An 18,093-nucleotide genomic window follows, 5' to 3' on the forward strand; every position below is an offset into this window, starting at 1 on the left:
GCCCTTCTCAATATTCAAGTCCCCCCTCCTTTTTAAGTTATTATCCAAGCTTAAAAGGGATTTCCTTACTCTATTATTTCCTATTCATCACTGCTAGCTTTCTATATATCAAAGCCTTATCATCTGTACCGATGACGACATAATATATTCCATTGGAGAGGTTTTCAATATTAGTACTAAAGAGACCATTGTCAAACTCTATCCTACCTTCCTCCATGGTAACACCCCTTTGATCAACAATCTTCCATGTATAAGTTTCCAAGGCCTTCTCCGTAATGGCGAAGTTCAACACTCTATCAGCAGGATTAGGGTATACACTTATATTTTTGACTTGAGAAAGCAGGTCATTTACCAAACCAGTAATTGCTTCAGACTCCTTGGCAGGTGCTGCTGAACTGGCCGTTGCATATACTTCTCTATTAGTCTTATTCTGCACAAATGCTATATACCCTAACTTATCCGGATTATAAATAGGGACATTAACGTTCCATTCGGCTCTCAACGTTTTAGTTGTTCCGGGAGTCCAGCTAAGCGCTAAACTTTGACCATTACCTCCGAACAAAAGTTTCTTTAACACATTATGATAGGTAATACCATCATGTATTACTTCTGTTTCCACTAATGCCAGGTGAACTGTAACTTCTTCTGTAAAAGCTGTCAATGCCTCTATTGTTACATCTGCAACCAAGGTATTAACGGCACTAGAAATAGTGTCTATAGAAATTTTGAATAGAGGATCCTCTAGCGACCTTCTATCTATATCTGTTACAGAAATCTCAAATGGATTACCATTAAACTGATTTCCTCCAAGAACAGCATTTGGAGCTTGCGATACACCATAATAAAGTGATCTTGCACTAGGGTCTCCCGGATTATCACCATTAAAAGGGTCTCCTCCGGAATTGGCAATATGATACTCAAGCAAAGTAAAATCAGATACCCCAGTGGCAGTTATCTGGTTCATTTCAATTTGTTCAAAATGACCTGTCGCCTGATTACTGATATCTACCTCACTATCGGCAAAATGCTCTATAAGAACAGTTCTTGTTTTATTGCCTACAAACACATTATCAAAAGCAAAGCCATTAAGATCCGACCCCTGTGGATTATTAGCATCACTAGCAAAAGCGATTCTTAATCTAACGAGACTTCTTTCAGCGACTGGAATTTCATCCAGACTAAATCGAGCAGATACCCATCCTCCTGTTTGGCCTGTCCACCCCTGATCTCCTTCATTAAAGTTACCAGGTCTATCCCCAGGCCTACTGATTATACCCTGTGTGTTATACCAATTAATTCCTCCTCCTATAGCTCCTATATTTTGCCAGCTAATACCTCCATCAACAGAATACTGTAACACGGCACCATCAAACCCATCTTGGGTATCAACCCAAATATCCATAGCTATCATCGGCCTGTCTAAGCCGGAAACATCAAAACATGGCCCATTAATAAATGAGTCCTCCGAAGCATTATATGAGCCAGAATTTCCACCAGTCCACCAGACTTTGTTTCCCGGACTATTGATTACAGAACCGTTTGGCTCACTCCACACCCAACTGGAATCGCCAACTGCACCTTCATTAGACTGTGCAACCCAGCCACCGGCATCGACTTCAAAATCCTCTTCGTAAGCAGTTTCAGGAAGAATCGTAATTACATTAAACGGTAGAATAAACACATCTTTAGTTGTTGAATTACTACAACCGTCATTGGTTTCTACCGTTAAGTTGACTTTATAGTTTCCTACATTAACGTACTCATGAAAAGGATTTTTGTATGTACCTGTAGTTCTACCCCCATGGGTACCCGGTGGAATAGGGTCATTCGATAGGCCAGTGATCATTTCTCCATCTCCAAAATCCCAAGTATGCGTGACTATCGTACTTATAGACCCCGGATCTGATAAATCACGAAACTCTGTTGCATCACCATTACAAATTTCGGACCTCTCAAAATCCACAACCGGTACCTCTCCAACACGGACTACCTTACTCGATTGGTCTGAACAGCCCTGCACCGTTGTAGCTATTAATTTAACAGTATAGATTCCTGGATTGTCATAGGTATGTGTAGGGTTTTGTTGATTGCTAAAAGTACCATCACCGAAATCCCATACCCAACTTATTAAAGACGTTGAAGACGGGGCTGACGTATTATCCGTAAAGGTGATCACATCCGCAATACATGAATTAGTAACAGATATATCTGCAACAGGGCTTCCAAATATTATAACATCCTTATATATAACTGTAGTAACATTATCAGAGTTTGTATAAGTATATTTTATCCTTACTGTATCAGAAACAAGCCCAAAACCGTCTGTTTGAATATAATACTCACCACCTGCCTGAGTTATTAACCCTGAGATAGTGCTTGAGAAGTTAGTTGGAGATAGGCCTGTTGACACCGATGGGCTACCAAACAACTTGACCAAGCCTTGCTCTGCGCAAATCTGTTGATTACCTGTATTATTATCAATCGTTGCCCCATCAACGGTAAAATTGATAGTAGTTGCAGCATTGACCAAGACCTCAACAGTATCTGCGTTAGTACACCCGGTGATTGGATGTGTGTATTCGTAAACAATTAAATTTGGAATGCCTCCACCTATGTTAGCATTAGAAGGGTCAAAAATATTCGTTCCTGAATTCACTCCGGGACCTATATAAGTTCCTCCGGAAGGAAAGCCTTCCATTTCTACTGGTGGATCATTTTCAGCATACACCATACCCAGCCCTGTTAAGGCTACTTCCGGTAGTTTATTGATAGTAATTCTAACATTATCACTCTCCGAGGAACAAGGTCCTCCTGCATCCGGATCATTAGTGGTGAGCGTCAAAATTACAAACCCAGCATTTATTTCATCCACCGTAGGCTTATAAGTGGTAATTGGGTTATTTACATCACCAAATACACCTGCACCTCCCCCCCATGTAGCTGAAGTAGCAGCACCGCCTATTACGCCATTAATTGTTGCCGTCTCATCCTCACAAATTTCAAAATCTATTCCCGCAAATACTTGAGCCGCCTGATTTATAGTTATTGTTGTTTCTGCAAAATCGGCTATACAAGGACCAGCTCCATCAGCATCATCTGTTGTTAACCTAAAAACCAAAGGCCCGTACTCATCAGGAGCCAAAATGTATGTGGCAGTAACCGTATTCACTGTAAGGCTACTAGCACTTAGAGTTCCCGAACCTCCGGATATCAAGCTCCAGCTACCTGTAGTAGCTCCACCCCCAATTTGTCCACTTAGACTCACTGTTGCAGGCTCGCAGAAAAAAGCACCGTCATCAGCTACGCTTACAACTGTAGGTGACTGATTGAAGCTCACCGTAATATCATCATAATCGATACATCCATTGTTATTTTCGGACCAACGAAAAACATAGGTACCATAAGTATCAACTGAAACACTTGTACCCGGATTATTCGCATTAACGAAAGATGAGATGCCCGGACCACCAACTTGAGTCCAGAGCCCAATTCCAATACTAGGAGATGCATTAAAAGTAAAGTCGAGGTCGCATTCACTTCCTCCAGCACCTGCATCGGCAACAGGCTGGAGATAAAAGTTAACCTCAACATCATCGAAGGTACTACACGCTCCATTGGTCTCAGTCCAACGGAAAATATAATTGCCGTAGGCACTTACCATCACTTGTGTAGTTGGACTTGTGCTGTTTGTAAAGGTTGCAATTCCAGCCCCACTGAACATTGACCACACTCCACTGCTACCCGCAATACTCGGAACAGCATCAAGTAAAAATACCTGATCACATTCATCGTAAGGAGAACCATTACCTCTATCGGCATTTGCTATCGTTGGCTCATAATAGATGACCGTTACTTCGGCAAAATCAGAACATACCCCATTAACTTCTGTCCACCTATATACATAGGTTCCATAAGTATCTACAGTAACGGAGGAAGTTGGCAAATTAATATCGGCAAAGACTGAAATACCTGGCCCGCTCTGCTGGCTCCATGTGCCTGTTCCTACACTCCCCACTCCCGTCAACGTGAAAGGGTTCCCCGCATCTTTGCCACATACATTCCCGCCAGTACCTGCATCAGCTACGGGCTGTTCGCTATAAGTTACTGTAATATCATCCGTGGAAGTACATACACCATTGCTCTCGGTCAGTCGGAATGTGTAAGTGCCATAGGCGGTGCTGGTGGCTGTTGGGTTGAAGATATTCGAGTTGCTAAATGTGATGTCTGCTGCATTGCCGGCGACTACACTCCAACTGGCAGTGCTTCCTGAGATGCTCTGAACGCCTGCCAAACTGATGTTCAGGTCACATTCCTCAGCTGTAGCCACTCCTGCATCCGCTATCGTTGGTTCATAGAAGTTTACTGTTACTTCTGAAAAACTACTACAACCGCCATTCGTTTCGGTCCAGCGGTAAACGTAAGTACCATAAGCTGTTACTGTTACTGTTGCTGCTTCAAGGCTGGCATCATTGTAACTCTCTCCGGCTGGACCACTTACCTTAGTCCATAAACCTGTTCCGGATGGCGTGCTCAAAGTGGCATTGAAGGTGAAGTTGAGGTCACATTCGCTGCCTCCCAATCCGGCATTCGCTACGGGCTGCTCGCTATAAGTTACTGTAATATCATCCGTGGAAGTACATACGCCATTGCTCTCGGTTAACCTGAAGGTATAAGTGCCATAGGCGGTGCTGGTGGCTGTTGGGTTGAAGATGTTCGAGTTGCTAAATGTGATGTCAGCTGCATTGCCGGCTACTACACTCCAGCTGGCGGTGCTACCCGAAATACTTTGAACGCCTGCCAAACTGATGTTCAGGTCACATTCCTCAGCTGTAGTCACTCCTGCATCCGCTATCGTTGGCTCATAGAAGTTTACTGTTACTTCTGAAAAACTACTACAACCGCCATTCGTTTCGGTCCAGCGGTAAACATAGCTACCATATGTATCTGCGGTCACTGTCGTACTTGCTACGTTCGCGTTTCCAAAACTACTGACTCCAGGACCGCTCTGCTGGCTCCAAGTGCCTGTTCCTACACTCCCCACTCCCGTAAACGTGAAAGGGTTCCCCGCATCTTTGCCACATACATTCCCGCCAGTCCCTGCATCGGCTACGGGCTGCTCGCTATAAGTTACTGTAATATCATCCGTAGAAGTACATACACCATTACTCTCGGTCAGTCGGAATGTGTAAGTGCCATAGGCGGTGCTGGTGGCTGTTGGGTTGAAGATGTTCGAGTTGCTAAATGTGATGTCAGCTGCATTGCCGGCGACTACACTCCAACTGGCAGTGCTTCCTGAGATGCTCTGAACACCTGCCAAACTGATGTTCAGGTCACATTCCTCAGCTGTAGCCACTCCTGCATCCGCTATCGTTGGTTCATAGAAGTTTACTGTTACTTCTGAAAAACTACTACAACCGCCATTCGTTTCGGTCCAGCGGTAAACATAGCTACCATATGTATCTGCGGTCACTGTCGTACTTGCTACGTTCGCGTTTCCAAAACTGCTGACTCCAGGACCGCTCTGCTGGCTCCAAGTGCCTGTTCCTACACTCCCCACTCCCGTAAACATGAAAGGGTTCCCCGCATCTTTGCCACATACATTCCCGCCAGTCCCTGCATCGGCTACGGGCTGCTCATAAACAGTAACCATTTGAGAATCAGTACAAGGTATAAATGAAACAAAATCATTGGTAGCAGTCCAAAACTCATCATTACGACCTGAGATTGTATAACCTATGGTTCCTGTAGCATTCTCTATTCCTTGCAAACTGGTTTCATTGGAAAGCGTTGCATTATTTTCAGTTGTATGTATTTCAATGGCATTGGTAGTCTCAAAAAGCTTTAGCTGCGTTGTTACTATATCACCAGTCACTGTTCCGAATCTCTCCACGTTTTCGTAATAAAGGATAAACACTCTGTTTGGAGCAGTTCCTTCAACTCTATATTTTATTCTATCTGTAGTGGTATTTGAGGGATCCAGATCAGTACGCAATATGGCAATCATATTATTCGGATCCGAAACTGCCGGAATCGAAGTATTTGAATAAGCACCTTCAGTGTATGAAGTAAAGGCTATGTTACCATTTGATGATGCATAAAGTTGCGTATAATCGTTACCAAAAAAACGAAACGTAAACCCAATATTCACTGCTACTGATAATTCATCATCATCATTCTGTAAATCTCCTGTTGCTCCATTAGGAACTTTAGTCCAGCCCACTAGTGACAAGAAAGGATCAAAGGTTCCAGAAGTATTTGCACTATATACATTATAATTCTCGTAATTGATTGTATGCGTCCCTGGCCCGGCAATAGAAGGGTCAAATGTATTACCAACTATTCCTGTCCCTGAAAAAGTACCTCCCGAAGTCGCTTCAAAAAGTGTAACGACACCGTCTGTGCTACAATAAGTTGCACTTAATCCAGACAACCCACATTGAGCTACTAAATCACTGTTTACAAGGAGAGAAATACAAAAGATCGTAAACACAAAAACTCCACGAAAACTATTGCGTGGCTCCAAGAGTGGAGCAAAAGCTTTTGATGGTTTTGTTAGCATGGGGCTGTCATTGAAACTTGTAATATAATACTTTTTAATATTAAAGAACATCATAATGTAACCTTTACAGGGGTGATGTTATGGTTTTAGCTCGCCACTATTGGTAACTTTTATTAAACAAATCTTGGTTTGGCTTTCCAAGGTGACAGTACCTACAAATAATATCTCTCCATTTTCCAGTTCTATTATGGTACCTGGCCCATCATTATCCACACCTCCGAAGGTTTTCTGCCAGCCAATAGACCCATTAGAAGCTACTCTGGATAGAGCTATGTTTGCATTATTATTTTCAAGAACTTCCCCAAGTATAAGAAAACCACCACTACTTGCTTCTGCAATAGATGTCCCTTCAACATTTCCATTAACAGCAACCACTCCTGCACTTACAAAATCGTTATTATTTCTAACCCTGGCCATATAGAGTTGGTTTAGTCCAGCTGAAGTACTAGTCCCCAGCATAATAAAGCCTCCCTCTCCGGTCTGTATAATCTTTGAAGCCGTTTCATCAGAAAGCGTCCCAAATAACTGAAGTTCTGCTGTAGAAACAGCAATACCATCAGCCGCTGCCGGGAATAAAAACATGTTGAACCCTGCCTGCTGCGAGTTGGTTGTTGGTGGCTTATTTGTAGTACCAAAAAAAAGGAAAGAGCCATCAGTTTTTTGCATTAAACCTACTCCTCTGTCTATTCCTGGAAATCCATAAACCCTTCTCCAGGCAGCAGGATCAACTTGTACCAGATCCGGGGTTGTCCGAACTGAATAAATATCTTGCAGGTCGGTACTTTCCAGGTATCCTGGTTTAGAAGTATCTACATTGGTAGTATAACCTGTAAGAATATAATCACCATCCTGAGTTACCAAAATATCATTTGCAACATCATCCTTACCAACACTACCAAATACCGCGCTATCGATTTGCACACCATCAGGGGCTATTTTCAAAATCATTACGTCACGATCAGTTGATGTCATATTTACTGTAGCTGCAATAATTAAATTACCACTGGCATCCACTTCCATAGCTACTGCCTCCTCATTTCTCTCCCCCCCAAAGCTATTAATCCATTGCTGGTTGCCTAAATGATCGGCTTTTATTAACACTATATCCTGGTTTCCATCTGCAGAAGTACTATTGCCCAAAATTATAAACCCATCACTAACCAATTGCACATCAACCCCCTCTTGATTCCCCTCTTCACCATAATATTTAACAAAGTAATTTTCATATCGAGGATCAATGCTACTTTCCGTATCACATCCAATCAAGAGACTTAAGAATATTAATAGGACTAGAACTTTCATCTACCTCAATCTTTTTAAAAAATCCTTGAAAAAAAACCTTTAACAGAAGCCTTTTTTATTTTTCTTGCTTTATAAAGTGGCTTCACAAAGCCCACTGAAAATGAAAAATTATTCAACCGTTTATCATCATCAACAAAACCATATTTATACAGAAGTGCAGAATTTGAATACTGTTCATCTTCAGTGATAATATTTGACAAACCCGCTGTATACCTCAGGTCCACAACAAGGTAGTTATACCCAAACCTGTAGTTAACCCCAGCTCCAAAATGGGCAAATTTGTTAATTTTTTTTCGTATTGGTTTTAAATCTACTTCGGGCCCCGTTACAGGGATTTCCGTCAGATCTTCCTCATCAGAGCCAACCCTATCAATCAACTTTACTGTCCCCTTTGCGCTTAATAGATAGTTCAACCCTACGCCTGCATATACATAAGGTCTTATTTTAACAAAATCCCATCTATATTTTAAGAAAAGAGGAATATCAATACCTGTCCGATTTTCCTGAAAGGTTTGGTTATCTGAATTAAACAGAATATTGCTATAGGTATAATTCCTTTGAAAAAAGTTAAGTTCAAGGCCAAGGCTAATATTGTCATTTGCATTTATTTCGCCTCCAGCTCCAAACTGAAATCCTAATTTCCCTTTATATTTCTCAGCACTCGTAGAGGTATTATCTACACCATAGTTGTGTATTACATCCACCGTACTCAGGTTAGAGCCTATTTTAGCATACAACACAAATATTGGGGTAGTTTTAAATTTCCTGCTTAAATAAACTACATCTATAGGGTCTCTTTCCGGGTCTATAATATACTCAGGGTCCTGTTTAAGCAGCTTAAGGTAGCTATCCTCTGCACTGATGGGATCATCAATAAAAAGATAGGTCCTTGTCAACAGCCAGTAGGCTTCTATTCTTTGATCTTTATTAAAACCGTTATCCAAACATGGCTTTAAAATAGAAGGTATCTCATATAGGTGACCTGCATTAAAACTTTCTCTTGCAATATTTAATGTTTCTCCACAAGACTGACTATAAGCTAACTGCCCTATGCTTATAAATGTATAAAACAAGAATGTTGTAAATAAAACCCTCCCAAACATATTTAATAGTTATTGAATAAAAGGTTTATACATGTATTGTGAAAGCCAATATCATTACCAACATAGGTCTTCCATTCATCTTCACTCATATTTCTGGAGAGTTCCTCACACATTTTGCGGGCCATTAATTCCGGTTTGGTCGGCCAGATTCTCAAATCTCCATCACCGCATGCTGCAATAAGATAATCAGAATCCGGACTAAAGGCAATATCCCAAACATAGGCATCATTATCTGTCATTTTAATAGGCAACTCGTCAATCTCGCCTGTCACCCACATTTGAATGGTTTGATCCAGACTGGCTGATGCCAGTAACCTACCGTCATTGCTATACTCCAAGTCACTAATTCTTCCTTTTTGACCTGTAAACTCATGATCAATCTTACCTAAAGAAAGGTCCCAAACCCTAACTACTCCTTGCTCATCACCAATCGCCAAAAATTTATTGTCAGGACTAAATGCTAAAGCATGAACTGGAATCCCTCTCTGATCTATTAATACATTTTCAGACAGGTTAATCATATTAATTAGTATAGTTTTACCACTCATTGTACCTCCAGCCATCCACTTACCATTTTTGCTCAGAGCTATTGTTTTGAATTGTTCTACAGTACTTTTTATTAATGTACTTGTCATGGTTGAAACATCGTTTCTACGCAATTGACGATCTCCACCTGCAGAAATAAAAACTTGCTGTCCGGGCAAAAACTCGATATCGTTTATGTAGCTCCTATGCCCTGCAATCAGTTTGGGGGGCGAGTCCGTTTTTTGTAGGTCAAACACTTTTAAAGCAGATGAGTCACTTCCATTTACAAGCCATCTATCATCCGAGCTAATGGCTAAAACCCTGTTTGGGTATGGGTTTGAAGATATAATTCTTGTATTAGAAGGAGCACTTAATGAAGCTGAGACAATTTTACCTTCGGTACCCGTACTATAAAAAGTGTTACTTTTGTTCTCAAAAACAACGGACCGAATGGAGTTTCTATGAACTCCGGAGACAGTATTAAATGCCTTTCCTTGTATTTGAGCCATAGCCGAATATAGCCCATTATAGATATAAGGGTCATAAGTTCTTCCCTCATAATTCTTGTTGAAGGTGTATGCCTGCTGTGCTAATAACCCTTTCAGGTCATTATCTTCAATACTTAAAGACTTCACGGCCATTGATTGGGCTACCGATTGAAACAGCAGCTTTTGCGCCCTTGTATAGTTTCGTTCAGCCCGTTGATATTCCTTTTCAGCTTCATCTTTAGCTTTTTGTGCAATTAATTTTTCATTGTCGGCAATATTCCGCTGCTCCTGAGCAATCCTCGATTGTTCCTGAGCTAGATTACGCTGCTGTTGAGCAATAATCAACGCTTGCCTCGCTTTTTCAGCCTGTTCTCGAGCATTTTGTTCTTCACGCTCAGCTCTGGCTCTCTGCTTTTTGGCTTCTGCCTCACTGATGTAAGCCTTGTCCCGCTCCTCCTGTGCCTTCAATTTTTGTTCTTCGGCAAATTCCCTCTGCTTATTGGCTTCAATATTTCTAGTTACGGCAAAAACAAAAAACAGCACTGAAATTACCGTCGCTACTCCTAGAACTATTGCCACTATTTTCGCTCGCTTTAAAAGGCGTCTTTGCAGCATTTCCTGATTCTTTTGCTCAGCTTCATACGTAATTCTACTGGTGTCAAGAAATACTATAGCCCTTTCAAAAGTCTCATCATACCTCTGAGCCCAAGCTCTTGTAGGACGTTGTTTTTTTTGCCAGTTGAGCGCCAACTGGAGATCTGGGGGCCTCCATAAGCCAGTACGACCAATCTGATACATTGCTGCGGCTTCGGAAAGACGCCTATACATCTGCGCCGATTCATACTCTTCATCTACCCACGTTTTCAGCCTGATCCATATCCTCATTAAACTTTCATGGGAAATTTCAATTATAGAATCTGCCTTCAGCTTTACATTATGAGGTGGCATTAAAAAAGATCTACCTGGCTGTCTGAACTTATCGACTACTTCAATAACATCATTGTCTGTAACACCAACAAGTTCGGCCACCAAACCCAAACGTACCGGCCGTCGCATGCCAAAGCTATCATTTGTCTTTAGTGTCAATGATTTAAACAGAATTTCTGCAATTTCCTTCTCCTGCGTTGATAACTCGTCATAAGCCTCATTTGCGTGTTGTGATAGAGCCTCTGACATCTTACCCACTGCATTGTAATGCCGGATATCCATAGGCTCCTTTTCTTCCCTACTTCTTACCCAATAGTCCCAGGTCCGCATAAGGGCATGCTGCAAAATTGGAAGTTGATCCTGATTTTCCCCCACCTCATTCAACAACCTTTTTACCAGCCTGCCAGTAATCCGACCTCCTCCAACAGCCACTGGACCTTCTATTGCCATTCTTTTTTGGTCTCGGTTCATTTGGGGTACCAGGTAATTACTTTGATTGATCATCAGTGTAAGCCCGGGAAATTGTGCACAATCCCCCACATAATCCGAACGCATGGTAATCGCCAGGTAAATCGACGACTTTGCGCTTCTGCATGCTTCAAGAAGTAAATTAACATAGATCTTAGCCTCCTCAGATGCTCCCTTCCCCTGCTCGCTGCGATAGCGAAAAAGCTCCTCAAACTGATCTATCAATATCAGGGTATTCTGCCCACTATAATCCTGAAGCTTATCAATGGCTTTAACCAATCCTTCAGAATCACTCTTTAGCAAAGCTGTTACAATTGTTTTATTAAGTTGTTTTTCTTCTTCTTGCTGATGGTCAAAATCATCGGATTCTTTGAGAATGGAATTAGCTAAATTTTCAATAGGTGAGGTTCCCGGTCTGGACACCAATACTTTCCAGTTTGGGCCGGCATAAGTCATGAATCCTCCATACAAAACTGGTATCAGTCCACAATACATTAGTGATGATTTACCACTACCTGAATATCCCATAACGGTGATAAATCGATTAGCGGCCAGCTTTATCAGCACTTCATCTACCTGCCCCTCCCGACCAAAGAAAAGGTGGTACTCATCAATACTAAACGGTCTTAACCCTGGAAATGGGTTTTTCAACATGATGTTCCCATGATCGTCAAACGCCTCTGACTCACGGTCATGTTCTCCCATTTGTATATCGTAGTTTAGCATTATAATGTGCCCATATAATAGTCTAAAAAATATGTATCGAAGGCTAACTGAAAATTAAAAAGGTATAAAGTACTTAAAATAAAACGTTTGACCATTAAAATACAAAAAAAAACATTTTTTTGCAGTAAAGTACAGCAATTAAACATACTGAACCATTTTATGAGCCAGGCTTATATTATCAGAAAGGAGTTCATAAAAGTCGTCTTTCTTAACTTTAAATAGAATGGTTTCCTTAACTGCAACAATCAAATTAGACTTTAAATACCTCGGTGAAGTAATTAACTCACCTATAAATTCTCCTTCTTCGGTTCCTCCTTTAATAGCTCCATTTTCATATATATTTACAGAGCCTTTGTACACAATGTAAAAGTTGTCATTATAATGCTCATCTACCGAAAGAGACTCCCCTTCAGTGAGCAGGATTTCTTCAATAATATCAACCACTCCGGAAACAACAAGCCCAAAGACACCATCAAAAACAGCTATCTGCTTTAAGAAGATAACTTTTTCAAATTTCATTGTACGCCAATTTTCCCTCTTGTTCAAGGGCTTTAAAATCAGTTCATCAAGATCTTTTCTAACTGGTTCCTTAAGTCTTTTTACATGCTCCATATAACCTTCCCGATCTATTTCATGCAAAGCCCACCCCGCCATTTGCCTAAGCATCGGATCAGGGTTAAATAAATTAGCGATCAGATCAAAACTAAACTCACCAATTTTCAGCAATCCAATCTGGTAAAGGATACAAGCCTTGGTCCAGCGATTTGTTTGCGAGAAATCACGATTAAGCAAGAATTTAAGTACCAAAGTCGAGTCTATCCTCTCCCTGGGAAAAAACACCTCCAACTTTTTAGCCTTTTCCTGATAAGAAAGGTCATCCAACACTGGTATAATCCTCTGCTTCAAATCCTCTGATAAAAAGACATCCAGAAGCTCTATGGCATAAGTTACCCCTTCATTCGTCTTGCTTTCTATATTTTCCTTAACCAGCTGAATGGATTTACTATCATATAGCATCGACAATAGCATATAAATATGCTCTACATCATATTCTATCTCCTCTTCGAGGGCCTTTTTGATTTCCAGCCCAAAGAAATCAGTACTTATCTCATTTATTGCTCCTATATTCCAGGCGATGTCTTCAATATCTGATTCTATTGCATATTTTATACGCGGAACCTGAGTTACTCCAGCCTTAAACCCACTGGTACCAAGAGCTAAAAGCACCTGAGAAACAATAAATTTATCAGGATAATCAATTTTATTCCATAATATCTCCAGGGCCTTTTCCCCTCCAATGCGTCCAATGATTTTAATAATCTTTATCATCGCAGCCGTGCTTTGACCTGATTTATAAAAGGCACTATCCAACGTAACAAGTGTACCGGCTCCGATAAGAGTTAGAGCATTAGCTGCCTGTACACTATAAACCGGGTTACTCAAATTTTCTATGAGAGCATTGAGTACCTCATGATTATATTTCTTCTGAGCAGTTTTAATTGCCGCGTTTCTAACTTTATTATCAATATCATGTAGCAACTCAATTAAAAACGAAGTACTCTCTTCATCTGTCTTGTTACTTAGAAGTTCGGCTGCATACTGACGATCTTCACTACGCTCTGATTTACACAGCTTGCTTAACCTATTTTTGGAAATATCGCCAGATGTAAAAAGATCCATTATGTCATTACCGCTCACCACATTCTTCCCTTTAGTGTCACTTTCATTATTAAGGTTAATAACATATCGGTCCGAAACAGAAAGTCCTTTTAATTCATTCATCTTTATTTGAGCAAAGTCCCTGATTTCATTAGAGCCATGGCTCATAAGTACGTTGACGTGTGCAGGCAACATCTGAGGGTCAACTTTCTCTAATAGCTTAAATGAAAATATAACTTTGTTTGTTTGCTCATCGCTTAAGGTATTCTGAAGGCGATTCAATAATTTCTCAGAGGGTGTCAAAGGTAATTCCTCAATAGACATCTGCTGATCCTGCAACTTTAGTTTTATCCGATTTCTGTATTCGTTATAGAGTTTGCCTATAATTAAAAAGTACCCCACCAGTATAAAAACCAGTGCATAGGAATAATGAATAAGTTCAAAATAAGAAAGTAGCGAAAGCCCGATAATTACTACTCCGGCAATAAATCTGGAAGCCTCGTTAACCACACCTTCTACCTTTGCCTGAATATCAAAGCGAATACGGTTATCAAGCGGCATAAAATACAGCTTGAAAGTGGGATTTTCGAGGGAGTCTCTCAACGAGAAGTTAAAGAGCCTGCTTAAAGCTATAAAAAGGAAAAACCATATAAAGGCTGTTCCGGCACCAATGGTGTAGCCAAACACATTTCCTGCCACAATTGCTCCTATAGTAAACAAAGCTAGTATGACTGGTAATATAAGAAGTGATATTTTTAAACCATATTCGCCAATGATACGGTCATTGACAAAGGTTTGTAACAACAAACCAAGTATTAGAATAGAACCATTAAAAATGGCCAGGAAATTCCTCAACTCACTTTCATCAGGGTACTGCTGAGCCACTACGTTTTGAAAGGAGTACTGCACAAACGTAAATGCCACCATTGAAAAAAGTAGAAAAGTAGATAGAAGTCTTACATATTTATCCTTGGCCAGATTCCTAAAACCAGTGCCAGTCTGTACCCTTTTACTTGTAGAAATTTCAGCTTTTTTTAGGTCATATTTTAGCGTAATAACCGCTAAAAAAAATAGAGAGATTAAAATACTGCCCCCACTAATTAATAAATAATTGGAGGTATCAGGGATAAACGGTTCCAAAAATGGAATGGCAAATGAAGTCAGAATTGCGGCGGAAAGTTGACCAATATCAATACCTCCAATAATCCTTTTTGATTGCCTTAGATCAAACATACGTCCAAAAATCCCCCAAAAGCCCAGAAGTGAAACTGCCAGTATGGGACCTATCATGGCAAACATGAGAAATATCAAATAATCCTGCCACGAAGGATCGGAAATCTTAAAAGTAGCAAAAATACATACAGTAAAAAGAAATACACCTATAAGGTTACCCAGAGCGAGCTTAGCAAAAGATATTCGAGTCTGCAGCGCTGCAAAAAGAAAAGTAACAACCACTCCAAGAAAACCGGAGATCATGATTGCCTCTTTCAAATACTCCTCAAGCCGGTTCAAAAACAACGTTTCAGCACTTACCTGGTACGTTGCTAAAAAAATTCCCATGAAGAAGCCTTTGCCTAAAAGCAGCAATACTTGTTTCTCTTCCTCAGGCCTTACATTTAAGGCTAAAAATAAGGCTTTCAGCATCCTTAAAATTAAAAAATACTTATTAGGGTCAGTTTATTATGAAAAGTTATACATACACATAGTAAATTACAACTTTTTCTACTCCATTTGACTTTATTTTTTCGAATAACTAAAGACAGCTTATCTATTTTAATAAAATAGATAAGCTTGTCTGTTTAAGATTGACCACAACTAAAAAAGCAGCCATTTATGCTGCTTTTTTAAGTAGATATATTACATAACCTTTATTTTACAGCAGTAGTATCAGTTTCTGATTTAATCTCAGTTCCAACTTCTTTTTCCTTCATGTAAGCTTCATTAAGACCACTTATTACCGCATTGGTAATATTCATACTATCTGAAGCATATAACACATCACTTCCCTGGTTATACTTAACCACCATTTGAAGTCCATGGCTTTTGCTATAGTCATTTAAGTATGAAGTTATCTTTTCATAAAGCTCCTGATTGATCTTTGACTCCTCTTTGATTAACTCTTGAGAAAGGCTCTCTTGATACATACGCAGGTTTTGCTGCTTTTTCATCAGGTTTTCCTCAACTGCCTTTGCCTGACCAATGGTAAGACTGTTTACATTCCTTTGATAGTCATTTACTTCTTTCTGAAGTCCTTGGGCTCGGCTCTTATATTCATCTTCAAGCTTCTGCCCTTTTTCTTGAAGCTTTTCCTGCATTTCTTTAAAGAAATCGTAGCTACTGAGTACCGAATCCGCGTTGATATAAGCAACCGAATATTCTGCAGACTCTATCATACTAGGTTCTTGTTGAGATTCACTTTTTTCTCCGGAAAAATGTAAATAGAATAAAACACTCACCGCCACCAACAATATGATATTTAGTACTAGGGATAAATTTTTCACTTTAATAGTTTTTTAGTTTAAAATGGAGGCAAAGAAAATAAAGATTCCACAGAATTGCCAAACAATTTTACAGATGGAACTTATTTATTTTCTTGATGAAGATGATACTTAATAATATAACGTTGTTCTTTAGGAACCTCACTGTCCGGTTCAACAGATTTTGGTTTATAATGGTAGGTGTATTGCCCCAATTGGTTAGCTGCAGGCTGATCTTCCTCCTGCTCTTGCTTTACAAGAGCTCCGATTTTATAGTTTCTGAAATATACAGCGCAGAAAACGCCTGCAATTGCTCCCATAAGGTGAGACTCCCAGGAAATACCTGAATTCTCAGGTATCATGCCTGTCAGAAATGTACCTCCATACAGAAAGAGTACTATAAAAGAAATGGCAAGGGTGCTAGAGTCACGCCTGAAGAAACCACTGAAAAGTAAAAAGGTAAGCAGCCCGTAAACCACACCACTAGCTCCTATGTGGTAGGCATCGCGCGCCGCAATCCATACCCAAAAACCAGTAATCAGATATATCAACAGCACTACCCAAAGAGCTATCTTATCATAAAAGTAAAAGAGACCAACTCCAAGAATAGTTATGGGAAGTGTATTAGAAAGTAAGTGGTAAATGTCTCCATGTATCAAAGGGGCAGTAAAAATACCAACGGAGCCACTTAATGTTCTGGGTAAAATTCCAAATTGGCCAAAATTATAGCCAAAACTAAACTCTATGATCTTTATTCCCCAGATGAGGGCTACAAAGGCCAGAGTATAATAGATACTCCTTCGTAATTTGATACCCTCTTGCATATAACCTATATTACTTTTTCATCCTCTTCTTCAAGCTGAAAACTATATAATGTATCATCTAGTTCCAGAGATTCTTCATTATAATTATTAACAAACCTTGAAATCACTTCAGAAGTAATTTTTTCAACATTCAATGCCGCATCCAAACCAATCCCAAAATCGATATAAGGATCTATATCAACATGTTCCTTCACCTTAATTTCCCCTTCCTCTTCAAGCTCCATAATAACCTCAGCCATATAAAGACCTATTTCTTCTTCAAGGTCATCCAGTGCCTCTAAATCACCATTTTCATCTTCTTCATACTTAATTTGCTTGTATTCCGGAAAATGCTGCGCAGCTTTGTGTTCGGCTATTTCATAGAGTTCACTATGGTGGTGCAACCGTAAAGTATATATAACTGCATCATAGATCACTTCTCTGCCTTCGTACATTCCTATGAAATAAAAGTTAACATACTCATCAGTATTATCTTCTGACTCTATAACCATATAGTTCCGGTTCTGCTTTTCCATTTTTTCCCGGTACTCCTGTACAAGCTGAGGGTCAAATCCTTTGTTAACAGCAGTCATAACCAATTTTTTAAAAATTCACTAAATTCGGATAATTAATATACTCCAAATTCATTTTATTAACAAGCTTTAAACAAGGGATTATTATCTATTGTTCTTCCTTTTTTTATCACCCCCAGAAAAAAGGTAATTTATTATAGACATAATAATACTGAACAGCAATGCCCACCAAAACCCATCTACCTCAAAGCCGGAAACTAATGCATCAGCCAGCAAGATAATTATAGCATTAATAACTAGTAGAAAAATGCCTAAAGTGACTATTGTAATGGGTATTGTAAGTATGACAAGCACTGGTTTTATAATAGCATTAAGCACCGCTAAAACTACAGCTACTACAATGGCTACCAAAAAACCATCTACTTCGACTCCCTCCAGTAAATAATCAGTAAGAAGTACGGCAATGGCCGACAAAAAAATTCTGGCAAGAAAATTCATCAGTATCTCTGTTTGAGGTTAATAA

9 protein-coding genes are annotated in these 18,093 nt (G+C 39.9%); all 9 read right to left on the reverse strand.

All coding sequences use genetic code 11. The features are described 5' to 3' along the window. Positions 1-73 precede the first annotated feature (73 nt). Positions 74-6,613 carry a PKD domain-containing protein gene (locus JMN32_RS26970; protein WP_238354652.1) on the reverse strand — a complete coding sequence of 2,180 codons (6,540 nt, stop codon included), beginning with the start codon at positions 6,611-6,613 and terminating at the stop codon, positions 74-76. A 24-nt stretch (positions 6,614-6,637) separates the two neighbouring features. Continuing rightward, positions 6,638-7,861 (reverse strand): hypothetical protein, encoded by a 1,224-nt coding sequence (locus tag JMN32_RS26975; protein ID WP_202859534.1) that lies wholly within the window; start codon positions 7,859-7,861, stop codon positions 6,638-6,640. Between the two features lie 14 nt (positions 7,862-7,875). Next, entirely contained in the window at positions 7,876-8,964 is a 1,089-nt protein-coding gene (locus JMN32_RS26980) for a porin family protein (protein WP_202859535.1), read from the reverse strand. Between the two features lie 2 nt (positions 8,965-8,966). Next, the gene (locus JMN32_RS26985) at positions 8,967-12,098 is read right to left on the reverse strand and encodes an nSTAND1 domain-containing NTPase (RefSeq protein ID WP_202859536.1); all 3,132 of its coding nucleotides are present in this window, start codon (positions 12,096-12,098) and stop codon (positions 8,967-8,969) included. Between the two features lie 138 nt (positions 12,099-12,236). Further along, complete coding sequence (locus JMN32_RS26990) at positions 12,237-15,401, reverse strand: HEAT repeat domain-containing protein (protein ID WP_202859537.1); 3,165 nt, start codon at positions 15,399-15,401, stop codon at positions 12,237-12,239. A 224-nt stretch (positions 15,402-15,625) separates the two neighbouring features. After that, positions 15,626-16,258: an OmpH family outer membrane protein gene (locus tag JMN32_RS26995; RefSeq protein WP_202859538.1), complete on the reverse strand. Its 633-nt coding sequence runs from the start codon at positions 16,256-16,258 to the stop codon at positions 15,626-15,628. A gap of 80 nt (positions 16,259-16,338) precedes the next feature. Beyond that, complete coding sequence (locus JMN32_RS27000) at positions 16,339-17,058, reverse strand: rhomboid family intramembrane serine protease (RefSeq protein WP_202859539.1); 720 nt, start codon at positions 17,056-17,058, stop codon at positions 16,339-16,341. A 5-nt stretch (positions 17,059-17,063) separates the two neighbouring features. After that, positions 17,064-17,630, reverse strand: coding sequence for a hypothetical protein (locus JMN32_RS27005; protein ID WP_202859540.1), 567 nt, complete (start codon positions 17,628-17,630; stop codon positions 17,064-17,066). Positions 17,631-17,714: 84 nt separating this feature from the next. Next, positions 17,715-18,068, reverse strand: a complete 354-nt coding sequence (locus tag JMN32_RS27010; protein WP_202859541.1) for a phage holin family protein — start codon at positions 18,066-18,068, stop codon at positions 17,715-17,717. Positions 18,069-18,093: the final 25 nt, after the last annotated feature.

It is taken from the genome of Fulvivirga marina, assembly GCF_016775155.1.
Classification (GTDB): Bacteria; Bacteroidota; Bacteroidia; order Cytophagales; family Cyclobacteriaceae; genus Fulvivirga; species Fulvivirga marina.

What these genes read in the sequence shown, in the direction of transcription:
- JMN32_RS26970 (WP_238354652.1), bottom strand. Translation starts at nt 6,613, where the DNA reads ATGATGTTCTTTAATATTAAAAAGTATTATATTACAAGTTTCAATGAC.
- JMN32_RS26975 (WP_202859534.1), bottom strand. Translation starts at nt 7,861, where the DNA reads ATGAAAGTTCTAGTCCTATTAATATTCTTAAGTCTCTTGATTGGATGT.
- JMN32_RS26980 (WP_202859535.1), bottom strand. Translation starts at nt 8,964, where the DNA reads ATGTTTGGGAGGGTTTTATTTACAACATTCTTGTTTTATACATTTATA.
- JMN32_RS26985 (WP_202859536.1), bottom strand. Translation starts at nt 12,098, where the DNA reads ATGCTAAACTACGATATACAAATGGGAGAACATGACCGTGAGTCAGAG.
- JMN32_RS26990 (WP_202859537.1), bottom strand. Translation starts at nt 15,401, where the DNA reads ATGCTGAAAGCCTTATTTTTAGCCTTAAATGTAAGGCCTGAGGAAGAG.
- JMN32_RS27000 (WP_202859539.1), bottom strand. Translation starts at nt 17,058, where the DNA reads ATGCAAGAGGGTATCAAATTACGAAGGAGTATCTATTATACTCTGGCC.
- JMN32_RS27005 (WP_202859540.1), bottom strand. Translation starts at nt 17,630, where the DNA reads ATGACTGCTGTTAACAAAGGATTTGACCCTCAGCTTGTACAGGAGTAC.
- JMN32_RS27010 (WP_202859541.1), bottom strand. Translation starts at nt 18,068, where the DNA reads ATGAATTTTCTTGCCAGAATTTTTTTGTCGGCCATTGCCGTACTTCTT.